General features: G+C 73.3%; 15 protein-coding genes and 2 pseudogenes. 5 read left to right on the top strand and 12 right to left on the bottom strand.

Annotated features, from left to right (window positions below):
* Nucleotides 1-7: 7 nt before the first annotated feature.
* Nucleotides 8-1,375 (bottom strand): class II 3-deoxy-7-phosphoheptulonate synthase, encoded by a 1,368-nt coding sequence (locus tag H8R17_RS20145; protein WP_187824604.1) that lies wholly within the window; start codon nt 1,373-1,375, stop codon nt 8-10.
* Nucleotides 1,376-1,633: 258 nt separating this feature from the next.
* On the opposite strand from H8R17_RS20145, the gene H8R17_RS20140 reads away from it, so the two are divergent.
* On the top strand, nt 1,634-3,217 hold the full coding sequence (locus H8R17_RS20140; RefSeq protein WP_187824603.1) for an anthranilate synthase component I family protein: 1,584 nt from the start codon (nt 1,634-1,636) through the stop codon (nt 3,215-3,217).
* A complete protein-coding gene (locus tag H8R17_RS20135; protein ID WP_187824602.1) occupies nt 3,214-3,786 on the top strand; it encodes an aminodeoxychorismate/anthranilate synthase component II in 573 nt (190 codons plus the stop codon). Before H8R17_RS20140 ends, H8R17_RS20135 begins: the two co-directional genes overlap by 4 nt.
* Nucleotides 3,787-3,836: 50 nt before the next feature.
* Here H8R17_RS20135 and H8R17_RS20130 read toward each other — a convergent pair whose 3' ends face one another.
* Complete coding sequence (locus tag H8R17_RS20130; RefSeq protein ID WP_187824601.1) at nt 3,837-5,261, bottom strand: PLP-dependent aminotransferase family protein; 1,425 nt, start codon at nt 5,259-5,261, stop codon at nt 3,837-3,839.
* Nucleotides 5,262-5,381: 120 nt separating this feature from the next.
* Here H8R17_RS20130 and trpD point away from each other — a divergent pair, with 120 nt between their 5' ends.
* On the top strand, nt 5,382-6,485 hold the full coding sequence (gene trpD / locus H8R17_RS20125; protein WP_187824600.1) for an anthranilate phosphoribosyltransferase: 1,104 nt from the start codon (nt 5,382-5,384) through the stop codon (nt 6,483-6,485).
* 22 nt (nt 6,486-6,507) lie between these two features.
* Here trpD and trpC read toward each other — a convergent pair whose 3' ends face one another.
* The 9 genes and pseudogenes from trpC to H8R17_RS47025 form a co-directional block, all read right to left on the bottom strand.
* A complete protein-coding gene (gene trpC, locus H8R17_RS20120; RefSeq protein WP_187824599.1) occupies nt 6,508-7,296 on the bottom strand; it encodes an indole-3-glycerol phosphate synthase TrpC in 789 nt (262 codons plus the stop codon).
* 13 nt (nt 7,297-7,309) lie between these two features.
* Nucleotides 7,310-8,704: a nucleotide pyrophosphatase/phosphodiesterase family protein gene (locus tag H8R17_RS20115; RefSeq protein WP_399476992.1), complete on the bottom strand. Its 1,395-nt coding sequence runs from the start codon at nt 8,702-8,704 to the stop codon at nt 7,310-7,312.
* Nucleotides 8,701-9,873: a metabolite traffic protein EboE gene (gene eboE / locus H8R17_RS20110; protein ID WP_187824598.1), complete on the bottom strand. Its 1,173-nt coding sequence runs from the start codon at nt 9,871-9,873 to the stop codon at nt 8,701-8,703. Before eboE ends, H8R17_RS20115 begins: the two co-directional genes overlap by 4 nt.
* Before the next feature lie 5 nt (nt 9,874-9,878).
* The gene (locus H8R17_RS20105; RefSeq protein ID WP_187824597.1) at nt 9,879-10,736 is read right to left on the bottom strand and encodes a TatD family hydrolase; all 858 of its coding nucleotides are present in this window, start codon (nt 10,734-10,736) and stop codon (nt 9,879-9,881) included.
* Nucleotides 10,706-11,392 carry an EboA domain-containing protein gene (locus tag H8R17_RS20100; protein ID WP_187824596.1) on the bottom strand — a complete coding sequence of 229 codons (687 nt, stop codon included), beginning with the start codon at nt 11,390-11,392 and terminating at the stop codon, nt 10,706-10,708. The genes H8R17_RS20105 and H8R17_RS20100 overlap by 31 nt, the downstream gene beginning before the upstream one ends.
* Nucleotides 11,389-12,258: an SCO3242 family prenyltransferase gene (locus tag H8R17_RS20095; RefSeq protein WP_187824595.1), complete on the bottom strand. Its 870-nt coding sequence runs from the start codon at nt 12,256-12,258 to the stop codon at nt 11,389-11,391. The genes H8R17_RS20100 and H8R17_RS20095 overlap by 4 nt, the downstream gene beginning before the upstream one ends.
* Nucleotides 12,258-13,442 (bottom strand): inositol-3-phosphate synthase, encoded by a 1,185-nt coding sequence (locus H8R17_RS20090; protein WP_187824594.1) that lies wholly within the window; start codon nt 13,440-13,442, stop codon nt 12,258-12,260. The genes H8R17_RS20095 and H8R17_RS20090 overlap by 1 nt, the downstream gene beginning before the upstream one ends.
* Nucleotides 13,443-13,535: 93 nt before the next feature.
* A complete protein-coding gene (locus tag H8R17_RS47030; RefSeq protein ID WP_262505370.1) occupies nt 13,536-14,150 on the bottom strand; it encodes an NAD(P)-dependent oxidoreductase in 615 nt (204 codons plus the stop codon).
* A 16-nt stretch (nt 14,151-14,166) separates the two neighbouring features.
* Nucleotides 14,167-14,562: pseudogene (locus H8R17_RS47025) on the bottom strand (NAD-dependent epimerase/dehydratase family protein); the annotation flags it as partial.
* Between the two features lie 105 nt (nt 14,563-14,667).
* Here H8R17_RS47025 and rfbA point away from each other — a divergent pair.
* A complete protein-coding gene (rfbA, locus tag H8R17_RS20075) occupies nt 14,668-15,549 on the top strand; it encodes a glucose-1-phosphate thymidylyltransferase RfbA (RefSeq protein WP_187824591.1) in 882 nt (293 codons plus the stop codon).
* Nucleotides 15,546-16,138, top strand: a pseudogene (gene rfbC / locus H8R17_RS49305) (dTDP-4-dehydrorhamnose 3,5-epimerase). The gene rfbA and the pseudogene rfbC overlap by 4 nt, the downstream one beginning before the upstream one ends.
* On the opposite strand, the gene H8R17_RS20065 reads toward rfbC, so the two are convergent.
* On the bottom strand, nt 16,122-18,713 hold the full coding sequence (locus H8R17_RS20065) for a BTAD domain-containing putative transcriptional regulator (RefSeq protein ID WP_187824590.1): 2,592 nt from the start codon (nt 18,711-18,713) through the stop codon (nt 16,122-16,124). The pseudogene rfbC and the gene H8R17_RS20065 sit on opposite strands and share 17 nt — an antisense overlap.
* Nucleotides 18,714-18,792: the final 79 nt, after the last annotated feature.

The raw sequence follows: 18,792 nt of genomic DNA, 5'->3' as shown, positions 1-18,792 counted from the left end.
TCGTCGATCAACGGCCCGGGTGTTTCCCGACCTGGGAAGCATCCGGCGCCCCGGACGATTCGCGGAGCATTTCGGCGACACGAAACGCCAGATCCAGTGACTGGCTCCGGTTGAGCCGGGGATCGCATGCCGTCTCGTAACGACGGTGCAGCTGGTCGACCTGAATGTCGTCACTGCCCCCGACGCATTCGGTCACATCGTCGCCGGTGAGTTCCACGTGTATCCCCCCGGGTGCTGTGCCCAAGTCCCGATGGACTTCGAAGAATCCCTCCACCTCGTCCAGGATCGCCTCCATATGGCGGGTCTTGCGGCCGTCCGGAGCGGTGAACGTGTTTCCGTGCATGGGATCGCACACCCAGCCGACCCGAATGCCTTCGGCAACGGTCTTCTCGATGAGCGGGGGCAGCAGGTTCCGGACGTTCGCCGCGCCCATGCGCACCACGAAGGTCAGGCGGCCGGGCTCCCGTGCGGGGTCGAGCCGCTCGACGTAGCCGAGGACCTCGTCGGGCGTGGCCGCCGGTCCCAGTTTCACGGCCACCGGGTTGGCGATCCGGGAGAAGAACTCCACGTGCGCGCCGTCCGGTTCCCTGGTGCGTTCGCCGATCCACAGCAGATGTCCGCTCGTGGCATAGGTTTTCCCGGTCGTCGTGTCCCGCCGCACCAGAGCGCGTTCGTAGTCGAGCAGCAGGCCCTCGTGACTGGCCCACACGTCCGTGGAGCGGGTCGCGCCGGGGTCGACGCCGCAGGCGGACATGAAGGCCAGCGCGCGGTCGATCTCGGCCGCGAGCGCGGCGTAGCGCGAGCCGCCGGGCGAGTCCGCCACGAAGCCCTGGTTCCAGGTGTGGGCCCGGTGCAGGTCGGCGTCGCTGCCGGCGAAGGCGCGCACGAGGTTGAGCACCACCGCCGACTTCTCGTACATGGTCAGCAGCCGCCGCGGGTCCGGCGTACGGTCCTTGGCGGTGAAGTCCAGCCCGTTCACCGCGTCACCCCGGTAGGAGGGCAGCGCCGTCCCGTCGCGGGACTCCACCGCGCTGGAGCGCGGCTTGGCGAACTGGCCCGCGAGGCGTCCCACCTTCACCACAGGGACGGACGCGCCGTAGGTCAGCACCACGGCCATCTGCAGCAGTGTCCGCAGCTTGCCGCGTATGCCGTCCGCGGTCACCGCGCCGAACGTCTCCGCGCAATCCCCGCCCTGCAGAAGAAAGGCCTCGCCGCGCGCGACGGCGGCCAGCTGGGCGCGGAGTTGCTCGCACTCGGGACCGAACACCAAGGGAGGAGCCGCCGACAACTGAGCGACGACGGCACTCAGGACCGACGCGTCCGGCCAGCCCGGCTGCTGTCTCGCGCGTACTCGTGGCTGTTGCTGCGGCTGCATGATGGACGATCAGTCCTTCCCGATAAGGCGACAAGGATTTCCGCTGCAGGGATCCGGGAAATCCGGCGTCCACAGTGAATCCGCATTTCACACCGGCGGGCAAGCGCCGCAGCAGTGGTCCGTATCCGTGCCGCGGAAATGGTCTGGTCCCGTACGACACCGCGGTGATTGTCTGAAGCGCATTCCACCGGACCGAATCCCCGGATCGCGTCCGGGATTCCCGTCGGCCGTCCGGCACCGAATCCGCGAAGGAGCACCATGCACACGTCCGTGCGCACACCGGGCCACGACCCCTTACTCGTTCCGTTCGCCGTGCGGGTCGTCGAGGCCCGGCTGCCGCACCACTCCCCACTCGACCTCCACGCCCTGCTGCGCCGCGAACTCGGCGCCCGTGAGGTGTTCCTGTTCGAAAGCCTGGGCGGGCCCGACGAGCAGCGCGGCCCGACCGTCCTGGGTGTCGGCCGGCTCGCGGAGATCCGGGTCCACGCCCGGCACGTGGAGATCGACGGCCCCGCGGCCCTGACCGAGGCCGTCGCCCGGTGTGCCACCGACGCGGGACTGACCGCCGAACCCCCCGGCGGCGACGGCATCCTGCGGTTCGCGCTGGACGGACGGGACCGGGTGTGGCGCTTCCTGGAAGCCGTCCCCGGCCTGTTCGCGGTGGACACGGCGGTGCCCTCGTCCTCGTACGCCTTCGGATTCCTGACCACCGTGGCCTACGAGGCGGCCCGGCACATGGAGGAACTGCCCTTCGGTGACGGGACGGCGGGCGTGCCCGATCTCGCCCTCACTCTGTTCCGCGACACTGTCCGCTACGCCGAGGGCTCCGACGGCGTACGGCTGCTGCGGGCCGAGTTCCCGGACGGCCCGCTCCTCCCGCCGTCCCACCCGCTCGACCTCGTGGCACTGGCCGAACAGGCGGCCGCCGCCAGGCCGACCGATGTGCCCGAGGCGCCCCGCCCCCGCGCCGTCCGGGACTCGGTGCGGCGCGAGACGTTCCTCGAGCGGGCCCGCACCTGCCTGGACCACATCGGCGTGGGCGACATCTACCAGATCCAGATCGGCCACCGCATCGAGGTGGACAGCGCGTTGACGCCGACGGACGTCTACCGGAGGCTGCGCAGGCGCAACCCTTCGCCGTACATGTACCTGCTGCCGTGCGGCGACGGGGAACTCATCGGAGCGAGCCCCGAACTGTTCTTCCGGATCGCGGGTGACCGGATCACCATGCGGCCGATCGCGGGCACCACCCGCCGCGGCCACAGCGCGGAAGACGACGAGCGGCGCATCAAGGAGATGCTGGCCAGTTCCAAGGAACAGGCCGAGCACATCATGCTGGTGGACCTGTGCCGCAACGACATCGGCCGGGTGACACGGCCGGGCACCCTCCCCGTGGACCGGCTGATGACGGTCGAGGGCTTCTCCCACGTCTTCCACCTGGTCTCGACGGTGACAGGCCGGCTCGAACCCGCCGCCACCGTCTGGGACGCCCTGCGGGCCACGTTCCCGGCCGGCACCATGAGCGGCGCGCCCAAGCTGCGCGCCATGGAGATCATCCATGAGCTGGAGGGGGCGCCGCGGGGCAGCTACGCCGGAGCGGTGGGGCTCGTCGACGTACGAGGATGGGCCGAACTCGCCCTGTGCATCCGGACCATCGTGTACGACGGGCGCACGTACGCGACGCAGAGCTCGGCCGGCATCGTCGCCGAGTCGCGGCCCGAGGCCGAATGGGACGAGACGCTGGCGAAGATGGGATCGGCCTACTGGGCCCTGACCGGCGAGGAACTCGTCGACGACGGCAGGAACGGGGTGTGCGCGGCGAGTGGGGAGCGGCCGGCGTGAACGTACTCATCGTGGACGCGTACGACAGCTTCACCCACATCATCGAGCGGTACGTCCGGTCCCTCGGTGTGCGCACCGACGTCGTGCGGTCCGGTACCAGGACACCCGACGAGCTCGTGGCCGGCCGCCCCGACGCGGTCATCCTCGGTCCCGGCCCCGGGCACCCCGCGGACTCCGGTCACGTGGAACTGGTCCACCGATTCGCGGGCGAGGTCCCCGTGCTGGGGGTGTGCCTCGGGCACCAGGCCGTCGCCCTCGCCTTCGGCGGCCGAGTGCAGGTCGCGGACCACCTGATGCACGGCCGCACGAGCCCCGTGCGGCACAACGGAACGGGGCTGTTCTCCCGTGCTCCGCAGACCGTGGAGGTCACGCGCTACCACTCGCTCGTCGTGGCCGAGCCGCTGCCCACACCGTTGCAGGTCACGGCCCGTTCGCAGGACGACGGATACGTCATGGGGCTGCGGCACCGGGAACTGCCCGTCGAGGGCGTCCAGTTCCACCCGGAGTCCATCACCACCACCGGCGGCCTGGCCATGCTCGCGGACTTCCTGGCCGCGGCGCGGCGCTGACCGGACCTGTCGGTGCACCTGCGGTGCGGCCGGCCGCGGACGCCGGCCGCTCAGGCGGACCGGGCCACGCCCCGTACCGCACCCGGCAGCGCCGCCCGGATCCGGCCGAGTTCGGCGAGGGCGTCGAGCAGAGCCGTGGTGGGCAGACCGGCGTAGCCGATCACCAGGGCCGGTTCCAGCGGCCGGGGCAGCGTGGTGAACTCCCTTCCCCCGCGCACCAGGACGAAACGGCGCAGGGCCTCGGCCACGAGCAGCGCCTCGTCGGTGTGCGGGGGAAGCCGCAGATAGGCGTGCAGGCCGGCCGCGGAACCGAGCAGTGCGGCGCCCGGCAGATGGCGGTGCACTGCCTGGGCGAGCGCGTCCCGCCGGGATCGGTAGCGCGACCGCAGCCGTCGTAGATGACGGTCCAGGGCGCCGCCGTTCAGCAGCTCGGCGAAGGCCAGCTGGGTCAGGGCCTCCGAGCCCAGATCGTGCCGGCTGCGCACCTGCTCCAGCACGGGCATCATGCCCCGCGGCGCCACCAGCCAGCCGAGCCGCAGGGCGGGGACGAGAGCCTTGCTGGCCGTGCCCGCGTACACCACACGGTCGGGCGCCAGCCGCTGCAGGGCCAGCGGATGCGGCCGGCGCTCGAACCAGAAGTCGCCGTCGTAGTCGTCCTCGATGAGGTAGCCCCCCGTCTCCCTGGCCCAGTCGACCAGCGCCGCGCGCCGCCGCGCGGACAGGGTGACGCCGGTGGGGAACTGGTGGAACGGCGTGATCAGCGCCGCCCGCACCCCGCTGCGCGCCAGGGCCGCGACGTCGATGCCCTCCTCGTCGACCGGGACGGGCACCGCGGACAGCCCCGCCTCCCGGACGAAGCGGTGCTGGCGGATCAGGCCCGGATCCTCCACCGCTACCGTCCCGATACCGAGCCGCGGCAGTGCCGAACAGAGCAGGGCCAGCCCGTGCGCGAAACCCTGAACCACCATGATCTGCTCGGGAGTCGCGCGCACCCCGCGCACGCGGCCCAGATAACGCGTGAGCTCCTCACGCAGCGCCCGCACGCCGGACAGCGGCGGATAGTCCAGCTCCGCCCGGCCCACGGTGCGCAGCGTCCGCTGGTAGGCCACGGCCCACTCCCGGTGCGGGAAGTGCCCGGTCACCGCGCCTCCCGTGCGCAGGTCCCAGCGCACCGCGGGAACGCGCCCCTCGTCCAGTAGCGTCGGCACCACCGGCACCGGCGCGAGATGGCCCGCCACCCGGGTCCCCGAGCCCTGGACCGCCTCCAGGAACCCCTCGGCGATGAGCTGGCCGTACGCCTCGACCACCACGCTGCGGGAGACACGCAGATCCTCGGCGAGGGCCCGGCTGGAGGGCAGACGGGTGCCCGGGCGCAGCACCCCCTCCCTGATCTCGCGCTTGACGGCCGTCTGGATCTGACTCGTCAGCGGTTCCGACGACGCGCGTGACACCTTGACGGAGGCCAGCCACACCATCGTCAACTCCCTTCTCTACCAGGACAAGTGGACCGGTGAAGACGCCTCCGACTGGTCTGGCCCGGCCGCTGCGGCGGCTCCCAGACTGATCGGGACGGTGGCCCGGCGGCACGACCGGGCGTGACGACGGGAGGGGACGATCCGGTGACGGCGGCGGAGCGTGACTGGCCGGGCCTGCTCGAAGCGGTCCTGGGGCGAAGAGACCTGACGAGCGAGGACACGGCCTGGGCGATGGAACAGGTCATGCGTGGTGCGGCGAGCCCGGCCAGGCTGGCGGGGATGCTCGTGGCGCTGCGCGCCAAGGGCGAGACCGTCGAGGAGGTGCGCGGGCTCGTCGACGGCCTGCGCGCGCACGCCGTGCCGCTCCACGTGCCCGGCCCCACCCTGGACATCGTCGGAACGGGTGGCGACGGCGCCGACACGGTCAACATCTCGACGATGGCGGCGGTCGTGGCGGCCGGCGCCGGCGCCCGCGTGGTCAAACACGGCAACCGCTCGGCGTCCTCGGCCTGCGGATCCGCCGACGTGCTGGAGCGACTGGGTGTCGTCCTCACCCTGCCGCCGCGCGCCGTCGCGGACGTCGCCGAGGAGGCCGGGATCACGTTCTGCTTCGCACCGCACTTCCACCCGGCGATGCGGCACGCCGCCCCGACCCGGCGGGAACTCGGCATCCCGACGGTCTTCAACCTGCTCGGCCCGCTGTCCAACCCGGCCGCACCCACCGCCCAGGCGGTCGGCACGGCCGACGCGCGCACCGCCCCGCTCATCGCCGGAGTGCTGGCCCTCCGCGGTACCGCGGCGCTGGTCTTCCGCGGCGACGACGGACTCGACGAACTGACGGTCACCACCACCTCCAAGGTCTGGTCCGTGCAGGACGGGACGGTCCGCGAGGAGACGTTCGATCCGCTGGACGCCGGCATCGCCCGGGCCCACCGGGACGAACTGCGCGGAGGCGGCGCCGAGCACAACGCACAGGTCGTACGCGCCCTGCTGGCCGGGGAGCGCGGCGCGGTACGGGACGCCGTGCTGCTGTCGGCCGCGGCGGGGCTGTCGGCGCTGCGCCCGTCACCGCTGCCGGTCGCCGAGCGGATCGCCCGGGAACTCGGCCCGTGCGCCAAGTCCATCGACTCCGGAGCCGCCGCGGACGTCCTGGAGCGCTGGGTTGCCCTCACCGGCAAGCACGCCGCGGCCGCGGACGCCGCCCCCGGGCCGCCCCGCGGCTGAGCCCGCGGCCGGGGCACACCGGTCAGGGCAGGCAGGCCGCCGCCAGGGCGCGGACGGCTTCCGCCGGCCGGCCCCCGCGCACCAGCGCGGTGCCGACGAGGACGGCGTCCGCGCCCGCGGCCGCGCAGGCGGCTACGTCCTCGGGACCGCGGATGCCCGACTCGGCGACCCGCACCACCGTGTGCGGCATCCGGTCCACCAGCCGGGCGAAGGTGCTCCGGTCCACCCGCAGCGTGCGCAGGTCCCGGTTGTTGACGCCGATGACCTCCGCCCCCGCGTCGACGGCCCGGGCGATCTCCTCGGCGTCGTGCACCTCAACCAGCGGGGTCAGGCCCGCGGCGCGCGCCTCGGCCACCAGCGCCGGCAGCCTCGGGCCGTCCAGCGCGGCCGCGATCAGCAGGACCAGGTCCGCGCCGTGCGCCCGTGCCTCCCACACCTGGTAGCGGGTCACCACGAAGTCCTTGCGCAGGACCGGAATGCGTACGTGCGCGCGCACCGCGTCCAGGTCGGCGAGTCCGCCCCCGAACCGCCGCTCCTCGGTCAGCACGCTGACGGCCGCCGCGCCGCCGTCCTGGTAGGCCCGGGCCATGGCTGCGGCATCCGGGATGTCCGCCAGCAGCCCCGCGGACGGACTGGCCCGCTTCACCTCGGCGATCACCCGTACCTCCGCATCAGCCCGCAACGCCCGCACCCCGTCCAGCGCGGCAGGCGCGGCCGCAGCCCGCTCCCGCAGCTCCTCCAGGGGCACGCGTTCGCGCCGCACCGCCAGGTCGGCAAGCACACCGTCCACGATCGACTCGAGCACGCTCATGGTGTTCCGCTCCTCAGCGACGGGGCACGGGGACAAGCCCCGACAACCGCAGAACCAGGTCCTTGACTTCGGTGACGTGCCAGCGTTCCCGCTCCGGTGCGGGATCGGAGCACAGCAGCACGGGGGCGTGGCGCGGGTCGTCGGGCAACCGCCCGTGGGTGCCGCGCACCACCGAGGCGTCCAGCGGCACGACCGTCATGGGAGCGCGCATCCCGGCCCGCTTGCGCAGCAGGGTCAGCGCGGCCCGTGCCCGTACCCAGCGGTCGTGCGGATCGAAGAAGAGCTCCGCCGGGTCGTAGCCGGGTTTGCGGTGGATCTCCACACCTCGGGCGAAGTCCGGCGCACGGGCGTCGTCGAGCCAGTAGTAGTACGTGAACCAGGCGTCCGGCTCCGCCACCGCGACCAGCTCCCCCGAGCGTTCGTGGCCGGCGCCGAGCGCTCGCTGCGCGGCCCGGTCGAGGACCTCGTCCACGCCGGCCAACTCGTGCAGCACATCCCGCACCCGCGGCACGTCCGCCGGGTTGGCGACGTACACGTGGGCCACCTGGTGGTCGGAGACGGCGAACGCCCGCGAGGTGTGCGGGTCGAGGTACTCCATGCCGCGCTGGGCGTACACCGACAGCAGCCCCGCACGCCGTAGCGCCAGGTTGATGTCGACGGGCCGCCGGGCCGCCGTGATGCCGTACTCGCTCAGCGCCACCACCGTGGTGCCGCGGGCCCGCAGTTCGTCCAGCAGGGGAGCGAGGGCGGCGTCCGCCATGCGGGCGGCACGGATCGCCTCGGGGCCGTCGGGTCCGTACCGCTGCAGGTCGTAGTCGAGGTGCGGGACGTAGACGAAGGACAGGTCGGGCGCGACAGTGCGCACCACCAGCCGCGCGGCAGCGGCGATCCACTCGGTGGCGGCGATGCCCGCGCCCGGGCCCCAGTACCGGAACAGCGGAAACGGCCCGAGGGCATCGGTGAGGGCGTCGCGCAGTCCCGCGGGCCGGGTGTAGCAGTCGGGTTCCTTGCGGCCGTCGTAGCGGTAGACCGGCCGTGGGGTCAGCACGGTGTCGACGTCTGCGCCCATCGCGTACCACCAGCACAGATAGGCACTGCGGTGCGAGGGGTCGAGCGTGCGGGCGGCCTGCCACACCTTCTCGCCCGACACCAGAGCGTTGTGCTGCCCCCAGAACCGCACTTCGCCCCGGTCCCGCGCGTACCAGCCGTTGGCCACGGCGCCGTGTTCCCCGGGCGGCAGCCCGGTGATGACACTGGCCTGCACGGTGGAGGTCACCGCGGGAAACACCGTGGTCAGCGCGGCGGTGAAGCCCTCCTCGCCGATCGCGCGCAGCCGCGGCATGTGCGGCAGCAGGCTCGGGGTCACTCCGACCGTGCACAGCACCGCCACGGATCGCCGCGCGCTCACCGGTCCTCCTCCTTCATCGCGAGCTGTGCGAACCGCCCACGCGCCCAATCGAGTTCGGCGGCGATGCCTGCGCTCAGCGCCGTGGGCCCCGACGGCCGCCGGCCGGGCGGCAGCACCTCCCAGGTGTACGTCTCGACCTCGATGTGGTCCGTGACGGCCGCTGAGCGGCCCAGCAACCCGGCGAGCACGGCTTCGAGCACCGGGCGGGTGGACCGCAGCGGGGCCGGGGGATCGGCGTGCAGCGGCACGTGGAAGTGGACGCGCCACGGACCGCGGCCCGGCAGCCCGTCCGGCCCGAGAGCGTCGTCCAGGTCGTCCCGGGCCAGCGGCAGGCCGCTCGTCGCCTCCCTCGTCTGGTGCAGGAACCTCGGCTCACCGAACCCCTTCAGCCGGGCCACCGCCTCCGGGTCCCGCGGGTCCGGGACATGCAGGGCACAGGACGCCTGGAGTTTCACGACGGACACGCCGGACTCGGACAGCCGCGCCAGCACCCGATCGGGCTCCTCGAAGGCCACGGCGAGATGACAGGCGTCCAGACAGACGCCCAGCACGTCCGGATCACGTCCGGCGAGCAGCTCCACCGCCTCCTCGGTGCGCTCCACCACGCAGCCCGGCTCGGGTTCGAAGCCGACGCGGACCGGCCGGCCCTCCTGCGCGGCCACCGCGGCGAGCCCTTCGGCGAGCCCGTCGACAGCCGCCTCGGCATCGGCCTGCCGCCGAGGGGACCACCAGGAACGCCAGCCCAGAGGAAGCGTGGAGATGCTGCCGCGGGCGGCGTCGTCCGGCAACAGCCGGGCCAGGATGCGCGCGAGATCGAGGGTGTGGCGCAGCCGCGCAGGGTCCGCCCAGTCGGGGAGGTAGACGTCCCGCTTGACCGTGGGCGCGTGGAAGCCCCGGTACGGAAAGGCGTTGAGGGAGACGGTCTCCAGACCGCGCACGGCGAGCGCGCGGCGCAGCCGGGACACGGCCGTAGGGTCGGCCGTCAGCTCCTGCGCGGCCTGCCGGGCCAGCCACAGCCCCACGCCGAGGCGGTCCACTCCGAGGCGCTCCCGGACTGGGACGGCATGGCGGTCCAGCTGGGCGACGATCCCCGCCAGCGACTCGGCGGGATGCACGTTGGTGCAGTATGAGAGGTGGACGGCGGTGCCGTCGGGGTGCCGGAACCGCATGGTGCTCAACTCCCCCCGCGTGCTATGGAGTTGCCCGCGTGCGTGACGGTCGGCAACTGATCCGGGACGAGTTCGGGCACGAGCCGCCCGCTCTGTCCGTAGAAGGCGACCGGGTTGCGCCACAGCACCTGGTCCACGTCGTCCTCGGTGAACCCGGCCGCGAGCATCGCCTCGCCTGTCGCCCGGGTGAGCAGCGGATCGCTGTGTCCCCAGTCGGCCGCGGAATTCACCAGCACGCGCTCGGTGCCGTACTCCTGGAGGATGCGCACCATCCGCTCCGGGTCCATCTTCGTGTCGGGGTAGATCGAGAAGCCCATCCAGCAGCCCGCCTCGGCGACCTGGGCGACCGTCACCTCGTTCAGGTGGTCCAGCACCACCCGGCCTGGGTCGATGCCGCAAGCGGCGATCAGCTCCAGCGAGCGCGCGGTGCCGGCGGCCTTGTCGCGGTGCGGAGTGTGCACGAGGGCGGGCAGGCCGTGGTCCCGGGCGAGGGAGAGCTGCGAGGCGAAGGCCTCCTCCTCCTGCGGCGTCCCGGAGTCGAAACCGATCTCGCCGACGGCGACCACCGAGTCATTCGCCAGGTAGCGGGGCAGCAGGTCCAGCACACCGGCGCACCGCGGATCGTTGGCCTCCTTGGGATTGAGCGCCAGCGCACAGTGATGGGCGATGCCGAACTGGGCGGCCCGATAGGGTTCCCAGCCCAGGAGCGTGTCGAAGTAGTCCGTGAGGCTCCCCACGCTCGTCCGGGGCTGCCCCAGCCAGAACGCGGGCTCCACGACACAGCGCACCCCGGCCTCACGCATGGCGCGGTAGTCGTCCGTGGTCCTGGAGATCATGTGGATGTGGGGGTCGAGGATCCGCATCGGGTACCACTCCTGGTCGGGGGGAGGACGGAGGCGGCTGAGAGCAGCGCCAGGGCGTCGGCCGGAACCGCCCGGCCCGCGGCCTGACGCTCCCGCACGAAGTCGCCGACCATCCGCACCAGCTGTGCGTCGCGGCGACGGTCCAGATCGGCGACGGCGGCGAGCGGCACCCCGACGAAGAGGCACTTCAGCACCGCGTGGCGCCACAGACGGGGGCTCAGATGACGCGCCGCGTACGGACCCAGCGCGGCCGCCAGCAGCCGGCTGTCGTTCGTCCGCAGCGCGTCCTCGGTGAGCTCGACCGCGTCCGCGCCGAGGCCGAGCAGCGGCAGCGCCCGCAGGACGGACCGCCGTTCAGCCGCGTTGCCGTACCGGTAACAGGCCACCGTCTCGGCGAGGCGCCGCCCGCCCTCCGCCTCCACGGCCAGCAGCAGGAACACGCGTGCCGCGTCCCCGGCCGTCCAGTCCGCGAGGCCGGGCAGCGGCCCGTGCCCGCACGACCTCCCGGCGGCCGGAAACAGCGCGCCGAGCGCCCCGGCTGATGCGGCGACACGCTGCTCGGCCGTCTCCAGCCAGGCGGCGCCGCCCTCGGTGAGGACCGCCTCCAGTGCGCGGCGCAGGTCCGCGAGGGACGGTGGCGCCTGTCCGGAGCTCACGTCGGCGACACCCGTCGCGCCAGGCGCCGCGCCAGGGGCAACGCGGCGGAGAGCGCTATCGCGGGCAGGGGGGCACCGGCGCGAGCGGTGAGCGCCGCCTGGAGCGGCACCATGGCGTGGATGCCCGCGCCGACGGACTCCCTGATCCGTTCCGCGGTCGGCTTGCGGACGGCCGCCGCTTGCAGGGAGGCGAACCGACCGGCGTACCAGCCCGCCAGGGCGAGCTGAGCAGCCCTGGCCGACCGGGGCCCGCGACCGCGAGGGGGGAGAGCGGTCGTCGCGGCGACCACGGCGGTGGCCAGGAGCGTCGAACGCGGCAGCGCCGCGGGCGCTCCGTGCACCTCGCCCCGGCTGAGCCGGGTCACCGCGGCCGTGTGCGCCGCCATCACCGCGGCCGGGAACAGCGCTCGGACGACACCATCTGCGCCGCCCGCCGCGGCGCCGAGCAGGACGTCGAGACCGCGGGCCGCGGCCATCACCGCCGGGCCGTACGGCCCCGACTTGAGACCCAGGTCGTACGCCCACACCGCCGCCGCGAGAGGCAGGGCTACCGCCAGCGAGCGGCGGCCGCCGCTCGCCGCCGCCAGCCCGAGCCCCGCCGCGGTGCCGCCGACGGCGACCGTTAGCGCGGTGCCCGCGCGGACGCGTCCCGAGGGGACCGGGCGATGGGACCGCTCATGGGCGTCGACGGTCCGGTCGGCGTAGTCGTTGAGGGCCATGCCCGCCCAATACAGACACACGGACGCGGCGGCCGTCGTGGCCGCGGGGCGAAGGGGGAGCCCCGCGGCCAGGGCCCCGGCCAGCGTGTCGCCGGGCACCGTCAACACGGCCGGTGCGCGGACCAGTTCGTACAGCGGACCGGGCATCACGAGGCCACCGAACCGGCCCAGTCGAGCAGAGCCCGGTACTGCGCGTCGAGCCCGTGCTCCGGCCGGGCGAGCGGCTCTCCCGCCGGGGTTGAGCCGGCCACGAAAGGGTCCTTGAAGAAGAAGCCGAACTGGGTCTGCGGGCCGCTCGCCCCCACCCGGTGCGCCGCCGCCATGAGCCGGACCAGATCGAGGACCAGGGGCGCCGCGAGCGCCGAGTCACAGCCCTGCCACGTGAACTGCATCGTCATCCGCACACCGAGGAACCCCTCGAAGCCGATGTGGTCCCAGGCGGTCTTCCACTCCCCGAGGTCAGGCACGTCGTCGATGTGGGTCTCGCCCTCCACGGCGTGGCCGAGGACCTCCTCCAGCACCCGGCTCTTGGACTCCGTCTTGCTCCGCGCGGCCCCGGGTTCCCGCAACGTGGCACCGTCCCCGCCGCCCAGCAGGTTGGTGCCGGACCAGGACCGCACCCGCAGCGCCCGCTGCGCGAACATCGGCGCGAGCACGCTCTTGACGAGCGTCTCACCGGTCTTGCCGTCGCGCCCCGCGTACGGCAGTGCGCGGTCGGCGGCCAGGGACTCCAGCGCGGGCAGCCGGATGCCGGTGGACGGCGTGAAGTTCACGTACGCGCAGCCGGCCTCCAGTGCCGCGTAGGCGTACAGCGAGCTGGGCGGCAGCACGTCCGAGCGCTCCGCCAGCGCTCGCCGCAGCTCCTCGCGGGTGCCGGGGATGCAGGACGGGTCGACGGCCGGTTCGGTCGAGGACAGGTTGACCACGACCACGCGGTCCAGGCCGTGACGCTCGCGGAAAGACCTCAGGTCGGCGGTGAGCGAGTCGGCGTGCCGTGCCTGCGGTGCGCCCTCGGCCGGCCGGGCGCCGGAGCGGATCTCCCGGTCGGCCGTGTCCAGGGCCGCGTCCAGCTGGGCGGTCACCCAGGCGGGCAGCACACCCGCCTCGACGAGCTGCTCCGCGCGCTTGCGCAGGGGCAGGGGCACGATGTCGTGCCCGCCGAAGACCAGTTCGTCGAAGCCGGGAAGAGGCAGCCGGTCCAGCGGTCGGGTCGCCGTGACGCAGCCGGTCGGCCGCGCCAGCCCGGCGGCGAGCGCCGCCGCGCCGGCCACCGTGGTGGTGGCCACCGATCCCCGGGCGCCCACTAGCCAAACTCCGGTCTGCTGCCTCATGGTTCCGCCTCCGGTCGTCGTGCGTGGTTCGGTGTTGCCGGACCAGCATGGGAGGCGCCGGTATGCGCCCGGCAACCCGCCGTTATCGCGCGATCAACCGGCCCCCTCGCCGCCGCCCGGCGCGGGAAAGACACCCGTTGCGAACGCCGAGGCGAGCATGGGCCGCCACGAGTCCAGTGGGCCCATTCCCGCCCGCGCCCAGCCGGCGTGGCTAGGGACGCTCCAGGCCGGGCGCGGCGCGGGCCGCGGGTAGTGCGTGGAGTCCACGGGTCGTACCCGTGCCGGGTCCAGCTCCCGTACAGCTTTCTCGCCCGCGGCCTTGGTACGGCCGTAGGCGTTGAGCGGGGCCGGCGGGGTGTCCTCGGACCAGGGCGTGGTCCCGTGTCCCGGGAAGACGTAGTCCGTGGACACGTGCAGCAGCCGGGCGCCGTGGCGCGCGCAGGCGGCGGCCAGGTGCCGGACGCCGGTGGAGTTCACGGCCGTCGCCGCCGCCTCGTGAGTCTCCGCCGCGTCCACATCCGTCCATGCGGCTGCGTTGATCACGACGCTGTGTCCGCAGACCGCGTCCAGTACCGCGTCGGCGTCCGTGACGTCCAAAGCGTCGCGCCCGAGCGCGGTGGGACGGGCGTCCTCGCCCGCCGCGCGCAGCACGTCGACGAACTCGCGGCCGAGCAGGCCGGCCGCTCCGATGATCAGCCAGCGCGTCATCGGCGCAGGCCCGCCAGCCGTACACCTCGTCCGTGGAGACGTGCACGAACCGGCCGACGCGGTGCTTGCGCGCCGCGTCCAGCAGTGTCTGCGTGCCGAGCACGTTGGAGACGACGAAGTCGCGGGCACCGATGAGCGAGCGGTCCACGTGCGACTCGGCGGCGAAGTGCACCACGGCGTCGTGGCCCGGCATCAGCGAGTCGACCAGGTAGGCGTCGGTGATGTCGCCTTGCACGAAGGTCAGCCCCGGGTGACCGGAGACGGGGGAGAGGTTCGCGAAGTTGCCCGAGTAGGTGAGTTTGTCGAGGACGGTGACCCGGACGTCGGGTGGGGAGAGCAACGCGCCGGTCAGCGTGGCGCGGACGAACTGCGAGCCTATGAAGCCGGCGCCACCGGTGACGAGGATTCTCATGGCTGCCGGAGCTCAGCCGAGCGAGCAGCCCCCGGGGGGCGGCGGCCGTCCGCGCCTAAGCGCCCCCTAAGCGCCCCCTAAGCGGTCGCCTGCACCATGGCTCGCATGCGCGGAATCATTCTTGCAGGGGGCACCGGATCCCGGTTGTGGCCCGTGACGAAAGCGGTGTCGAAACAGCTGATACCGGTCTTCGACAAGCCGATGATCTACTATCCGCTCTCCACGCTCCTGACGGTGGGGGTGAGCGACGTACTGATCATCACGACCCCGTCGGACCAGGCACACTTCTGGCACCTCCTCGGCGACGGCTCCCAGCTGGGGATCAGCATCGAGTACGCGGTCCAGGAACGCCCCGAGGGCCTGGCGCAGGCCTTCATCATCGGCGAGAAGTTCATCGGTGACGGACCGGTGGCCCTGGTGCTCGGGGACAACATCTTCTACGGCACCCGACTCGGCCGCAGCCTGGCCGAGGGTGCTCCCGAACGGGGCGGCCGCATCTTCGCCTGCCCGGTGTCGGATCCCAGCGCCTACGGCGTCGTCACATTCGACGAGCGGGGTCGCGCGGTCTCCATCGAGGAGAAACCGGCCCGCCCCAAGTCCCGGTACGCCGTGCCCGGCCTCTACTTCTACGACAGCCGTGTGGTCGACATCGCCCGCTCCCTCGTGCCGAGTTCCCGCGGCGAACTGGAGATCACCGACGTCAACAGCGTCTACCTGGACCGTGGCGAGCTCCAGGTCACCGTCCTCGACCGGGGCACGGCATGGCTGGACACCGGCACCTTCTCCTCGCTCGTGCACGCCTCGGAGTTCGTCCGGGTTGTCGAGGAGCGCCAGGGACTGAAGATCGGCTGTGTGGAGGAGGCGGCCTGGCGTGCCGGCCGTATCGACGACGCCCGGCTGGCCGACCTCGCGGAGCCGCTGGTGAAGAGCGGCTACGGCACCTACCTGCTGGAGCTGCTGGCAGCCGAACGTGGAGGAACACTGTGAGGATCACCGAGCTCTCCGTCCCCGGGGCCTTCCGGATCTCGCCCTCCCAGCACACCGATCCCCGGGGGCTGTTCCTCGAGTGGTACCGCCCCGACCTGCTCGCCGACGCCCTGGGTCACCGGCCGCCGCAGATGGTCCAGGGCAACCTGTCGGTCTCGGCACGGGACGTCGTGCGCGGTATCCACTTCGCTCAGGTGCCGTACGGCAGGCGAAGTACGTGACCTGTGTCAGCGGTGCGGTGCTCGACGTCGTCGTCGACCTGAGGGCGGGGTCGCCGGACTTCGGCCGCTGGGAGGCCGTACGGCTCGACGACGTGGAGCGGGCCGCGGTGTACCTCCCCGAGGGGTTCGGGCACGGCTTCTGCGCACTGAGCGAGACCGCCACGGTCGGCTACCTGGTGTCCCGCCGCTACGAGCCCGAACGTGAGCACACGGTGCACGTCCACGACCCGGAGCTGGCCATCGCCTGGCCGACGCGGACGGCGCTGCTGTCCGCCCGGGACCGGCGGGCGCCTTCCCTCGCCGAGGTGCGGGCCCGCGGGCTGCTGCCGGAGTACGACGACTGCCGTGCGCTCACGAAGGACCGGTGACCGACCAGGACCTGGCCGCTTCCCCCACGGCCGCGGACCGGGCGAGGGGGATCCGCCAGACGCCCGGCCGTACCTCCACCGCGCCGTCCGTGCCCTCGGCGAACCCGGCCGCCACCGCGCGTCCCGCGCGCCGGGCGTAGGCCTCCAGCCGTCGGTCGGCCAGGGCCACGGCCGCCTCGCCGCAGGCACCGAACAGCTCCGCGGCCTGGGCGTGCCGCCCCTTGGCGAGGGCGAGCAGCGCACGGCAGCGGAGCACCTCGAAGCGGGCACGTTGGTCCCGGTCCCGTCCGGCTGCCTCCTCTGCCTCGGCGATCAGGAACGGCACGTCGGCATCCGCGCCGTGTTCCAGAAGCAGGTCGGCCAGCCCGGTCAGCGAACGGGCCGCCTCCGCGGCGTTGCCCGACCGGCGCGCGGCTGCGAGCGCCTGCCGGTAGCGGTCGATCGCCTCGTCGAACCGCCGTTGCTGCCAGGCCAGATCACCGAGCGAACGCAGTGCCCGGGCGCGCTCCGCCTCGTCGCCCGCCTGCTCGGCGGCCCGCAGCGCCGATCGCTGCGTGGCCGCCCACTCCTCCCAGGCCATGGTGGCCTCGAAGAAGTCGCCGACGGCACGGGCCAGGCGCAGGACCGGGCGCCACTGCTCGGCCTCGGTGGCCGCACGCACCGTCCACACCAGCGCGGCCCGCTGCTCGGTGAGCCAGAGCGGCGAACGCGGCGGCACCAGGCGGCTGCCGCCGCGCAGCCGCTCGGCCGTCCTCGTGTACGCCTCGCACAGCCGCCCGAGGGCCGCGTGCCGCGGGCCGGGGGGATCGTCCGCGACGAGCCGCAGGGCCAGGAGCCGGTGCAGGTCCGGCAGCCGGAAGAGCCCGCGGTCCTGGGCGATCAGCAGTCCGCATCCGGTCAGACGCTCCAGCACGGGCTCGGCCCGGCCCGGCGCGGTGCCCAGCACGGCGGCGGCGGACTCCGTGTCGAAGACGCCCGGTGGCAGCAGGGCCAGCAGCCGGAAGGCGTCGCGTTCGGGCCGGGCGCACTCCTCGTAGCCGCGCAGCAGGGCCGGGCACACCTCGACACCGCCGTGACGTAGCTCCTCCAGCCTGGTCGGCTCCGCCCGCAGCCGCTCCGCGAGAGCGGCGGCCGAGCCGTGCGCACACGCGGCCAGCAGCGACCCCGCGACGCTCAGGGCGAGTGGAAGACGGTCGCACAGGTCGGCGATCTCCTCCAGGACGCCCTGCCCCGCCTGTGCGGCGTCCCCGCCGGCCGCCGTCAGGATTTGCACGGCCTCCGCCCGCTCGGGCGGGTCGAGTGCCAGGGTGGCCGTCGGGCGCAGACCTCTGGGCGGGCACACGGCGGTGACCAGCACGGCGCTGCCGGGCAGCGCGGTCTGCAGCTCGGTGAGGTCGTCGGCGGGGCCGGCGTTGTCCAGGACGAAGAGCATCCGCCGGCCGGCGGTGAGCCCGCGCAGCAGCTGCAGCCGCGCCGTCGGGCTGTCCGGCGGGCGGGCTCCGGCGGCACCGAGCAGGAGCTCGGTGACGTCGCGGCGCTCTGCGCCGGGCGGGATGCGCAGGTCGACCAGGACGCGGCCGTCCGGGAAGTCCTCTTCGAGGAGGTGGGCGGCGCGCCGGACCAGTGCGGACTTGCCGGTGCCGGGTCCTCCGGTGACCAGCACGGTGGCGGAGGGCCGGCCCAGCAGATCGCGGAGGCGGTCCAGTTCGGCGGCCCGGCCGGTGAACCGGTCGTCAGACACGGGCAGTGGGGCGGGGACCTGAGCCGGCGGGTTGTGGGTGGCTGTGATCTGCTGCCGGTGCTGGGCCGGACGCAGCAGCTTGGGGTCGCCTGCCAGCAGGCGCTGCTGCAGGCGCTGGAGGGAGGGGCCGGGCTCGATGGCGAGTTCCTCGACCAGCGTGCGGCGCAAAGCGGTGAACGCCTGCAGCGCCTCGGCCTGTCGGCCGCAGCGGTAGAGGGCGACCATGAGGTGGGCGTGGAGCTCCTCGCGCAGCGGATGCTCCGCGGTCGCGGCCCGCAGTTCGCCCAGGAGATCGTGGTGTCGCCCGAGTTGCAGGTCTGCCCGGATGCGGTACTCAAGGGCCGCCACGCGCATCTCCGACAGCCGGGCCGCCTCCGTCGACAGCAGCGTCCCCTGGGGGGTGTCGGCGAGGAAACGTCCCCGCCACAGGGCGAGCGCCCGGCGCTGCAGGTCGGCAGCCTCCGCGTGCTGCCGTCGCTCGGCCGCGGCCACTCCCTGTTCGTACAGCCGTCTGAAGCAGGTGAGATCCAGCTGCGTGGGGTCGACCTGGACGAGGTAGCCGGGGCGCCGGGTGACGATCGCCTGCTGCGTTCCGTCCTCGCCGGCGAGGAGCTTGCGCAACTGGGAGATGTACACCTGGATGGTCGTGGTCGCGGTGCGCGGCGGAGTCTCTCCCCACAGCTCGTTGGCCAGCGTCTCCGTCGGCACGGTCTCGCCCGCGCGCACCAGGAGCGCGGCGAGGACGGCGCGTTGCTTCGCGGCACGTGGTGTGGCGTCGGTGGCCGACGGTTGCGTGGTCCGGACCTCCATCGGCCCGAGCAGGTGGTATCTCATGGCGATTCGGACTTTCCTCGGTTTCCTCTGCGGCTCTCGGACCGGCGGTGCTGTCCGCGCGGTAGGAGGCCGGGGGCGA

Origin of the sequence: Streptomyces sp. TRM68367, assembly GCF_014495685.1 — a bacterium.
In the GTDB taxonomy this organism is placed as follows: domain Bacteria; phylum Actinomycetota; class Actinomycetes; order Streptomycetales; family Streptomycetaceae; genus Streptomyces.
This window is presented reverse-complemented; position numbering and strand designations above follow the sequence as displayed.

What these genes read in the sequence shown, in the direction of transcription:
- H8R17_RS20145 (WP_187824604.1), bottom strand. Translation starts at nt 1,375, where the DNA reads ATGCAGCCGCAGCAACAGCCACGAGTACGCGCGAGACAGCAGCCGGGC.
- H8R17_RS20140 (WP_187824603.1), top strand. Translation starts at nt 1,634, where the DNA reads ATGCACACGTCCGTGCGCACACCGGGCCACGACCCCTTACTCGTTCCG.
- H8R17_RS20130 (WP_187824601.1), bottom strand. Translation starts at nt 5,261, where the DNA reads ATGGTGTGGCTGGCCTCCGTCAAGGTGTCACGCGCGTCGTCGGAACCG.
- trpC (WP_187824599.1), bottom strand. Translation starts at nt 7,296, where the DNA reads ATGAGCGTGCTCGAGTCGATCGTGGACGGTGTGCTTGCCGACCTGGCG.
- eboE (WP_187824598.1), bottom strand. Translation starts at nt 9,873, where the DNA reads ATGCGGTTCCGGCACCCCGACGGCACCGCCGTCCACCTCTCATACTGC.
- H8R17_RS20105 (WP_187824597.1), bottom strand. Translation starts at nt 10,736, where the DNA reads ATGCGGATCCTCGACCCCCACATCCACATGATCTCCAGGACCACGGAC.
- H8R17_RS20095 (WP_187824595.1), bottom strand. Translation starts at nt 12,258, where the DNA reads ATGCCCGGTCCGCTGTACGAACTGGTCCGCGCACCGGCCGTGTTGACG.
- H8R17_RS20090 (WP_187824594.1), bottom strand. Translation starts at nt 13,442, where the DNA reads ATGAGGCAGCAGACCGGAGTTTGGCTAGTGGGCGCCCGGGGATCGGTG.
- H8R17_RS47030 (WP_262505370.1), bottom strand. Translation starts at nt 14,150, where the DNA reads ATGACGCGCTGGCTGATCATCGGAGCGGCCGGCCTGCTCGGCCGCGAG.
- rfbA (WP_187824591.1), top strand. Translation starts at nt 14,668, where the DNA reads ATGCGCGGAATCATTCTTGCAGGGGGCACCGGATCCCGGTTGTGGCCC.
- H8R17_RS20065 (WP_187824590.1), bottom strand. Translation starts at nt 18,713, where the DNA reads ATGAGATACCACCTGCTCGGGCCGATGGAGGTCCGGACCACGCAACCG.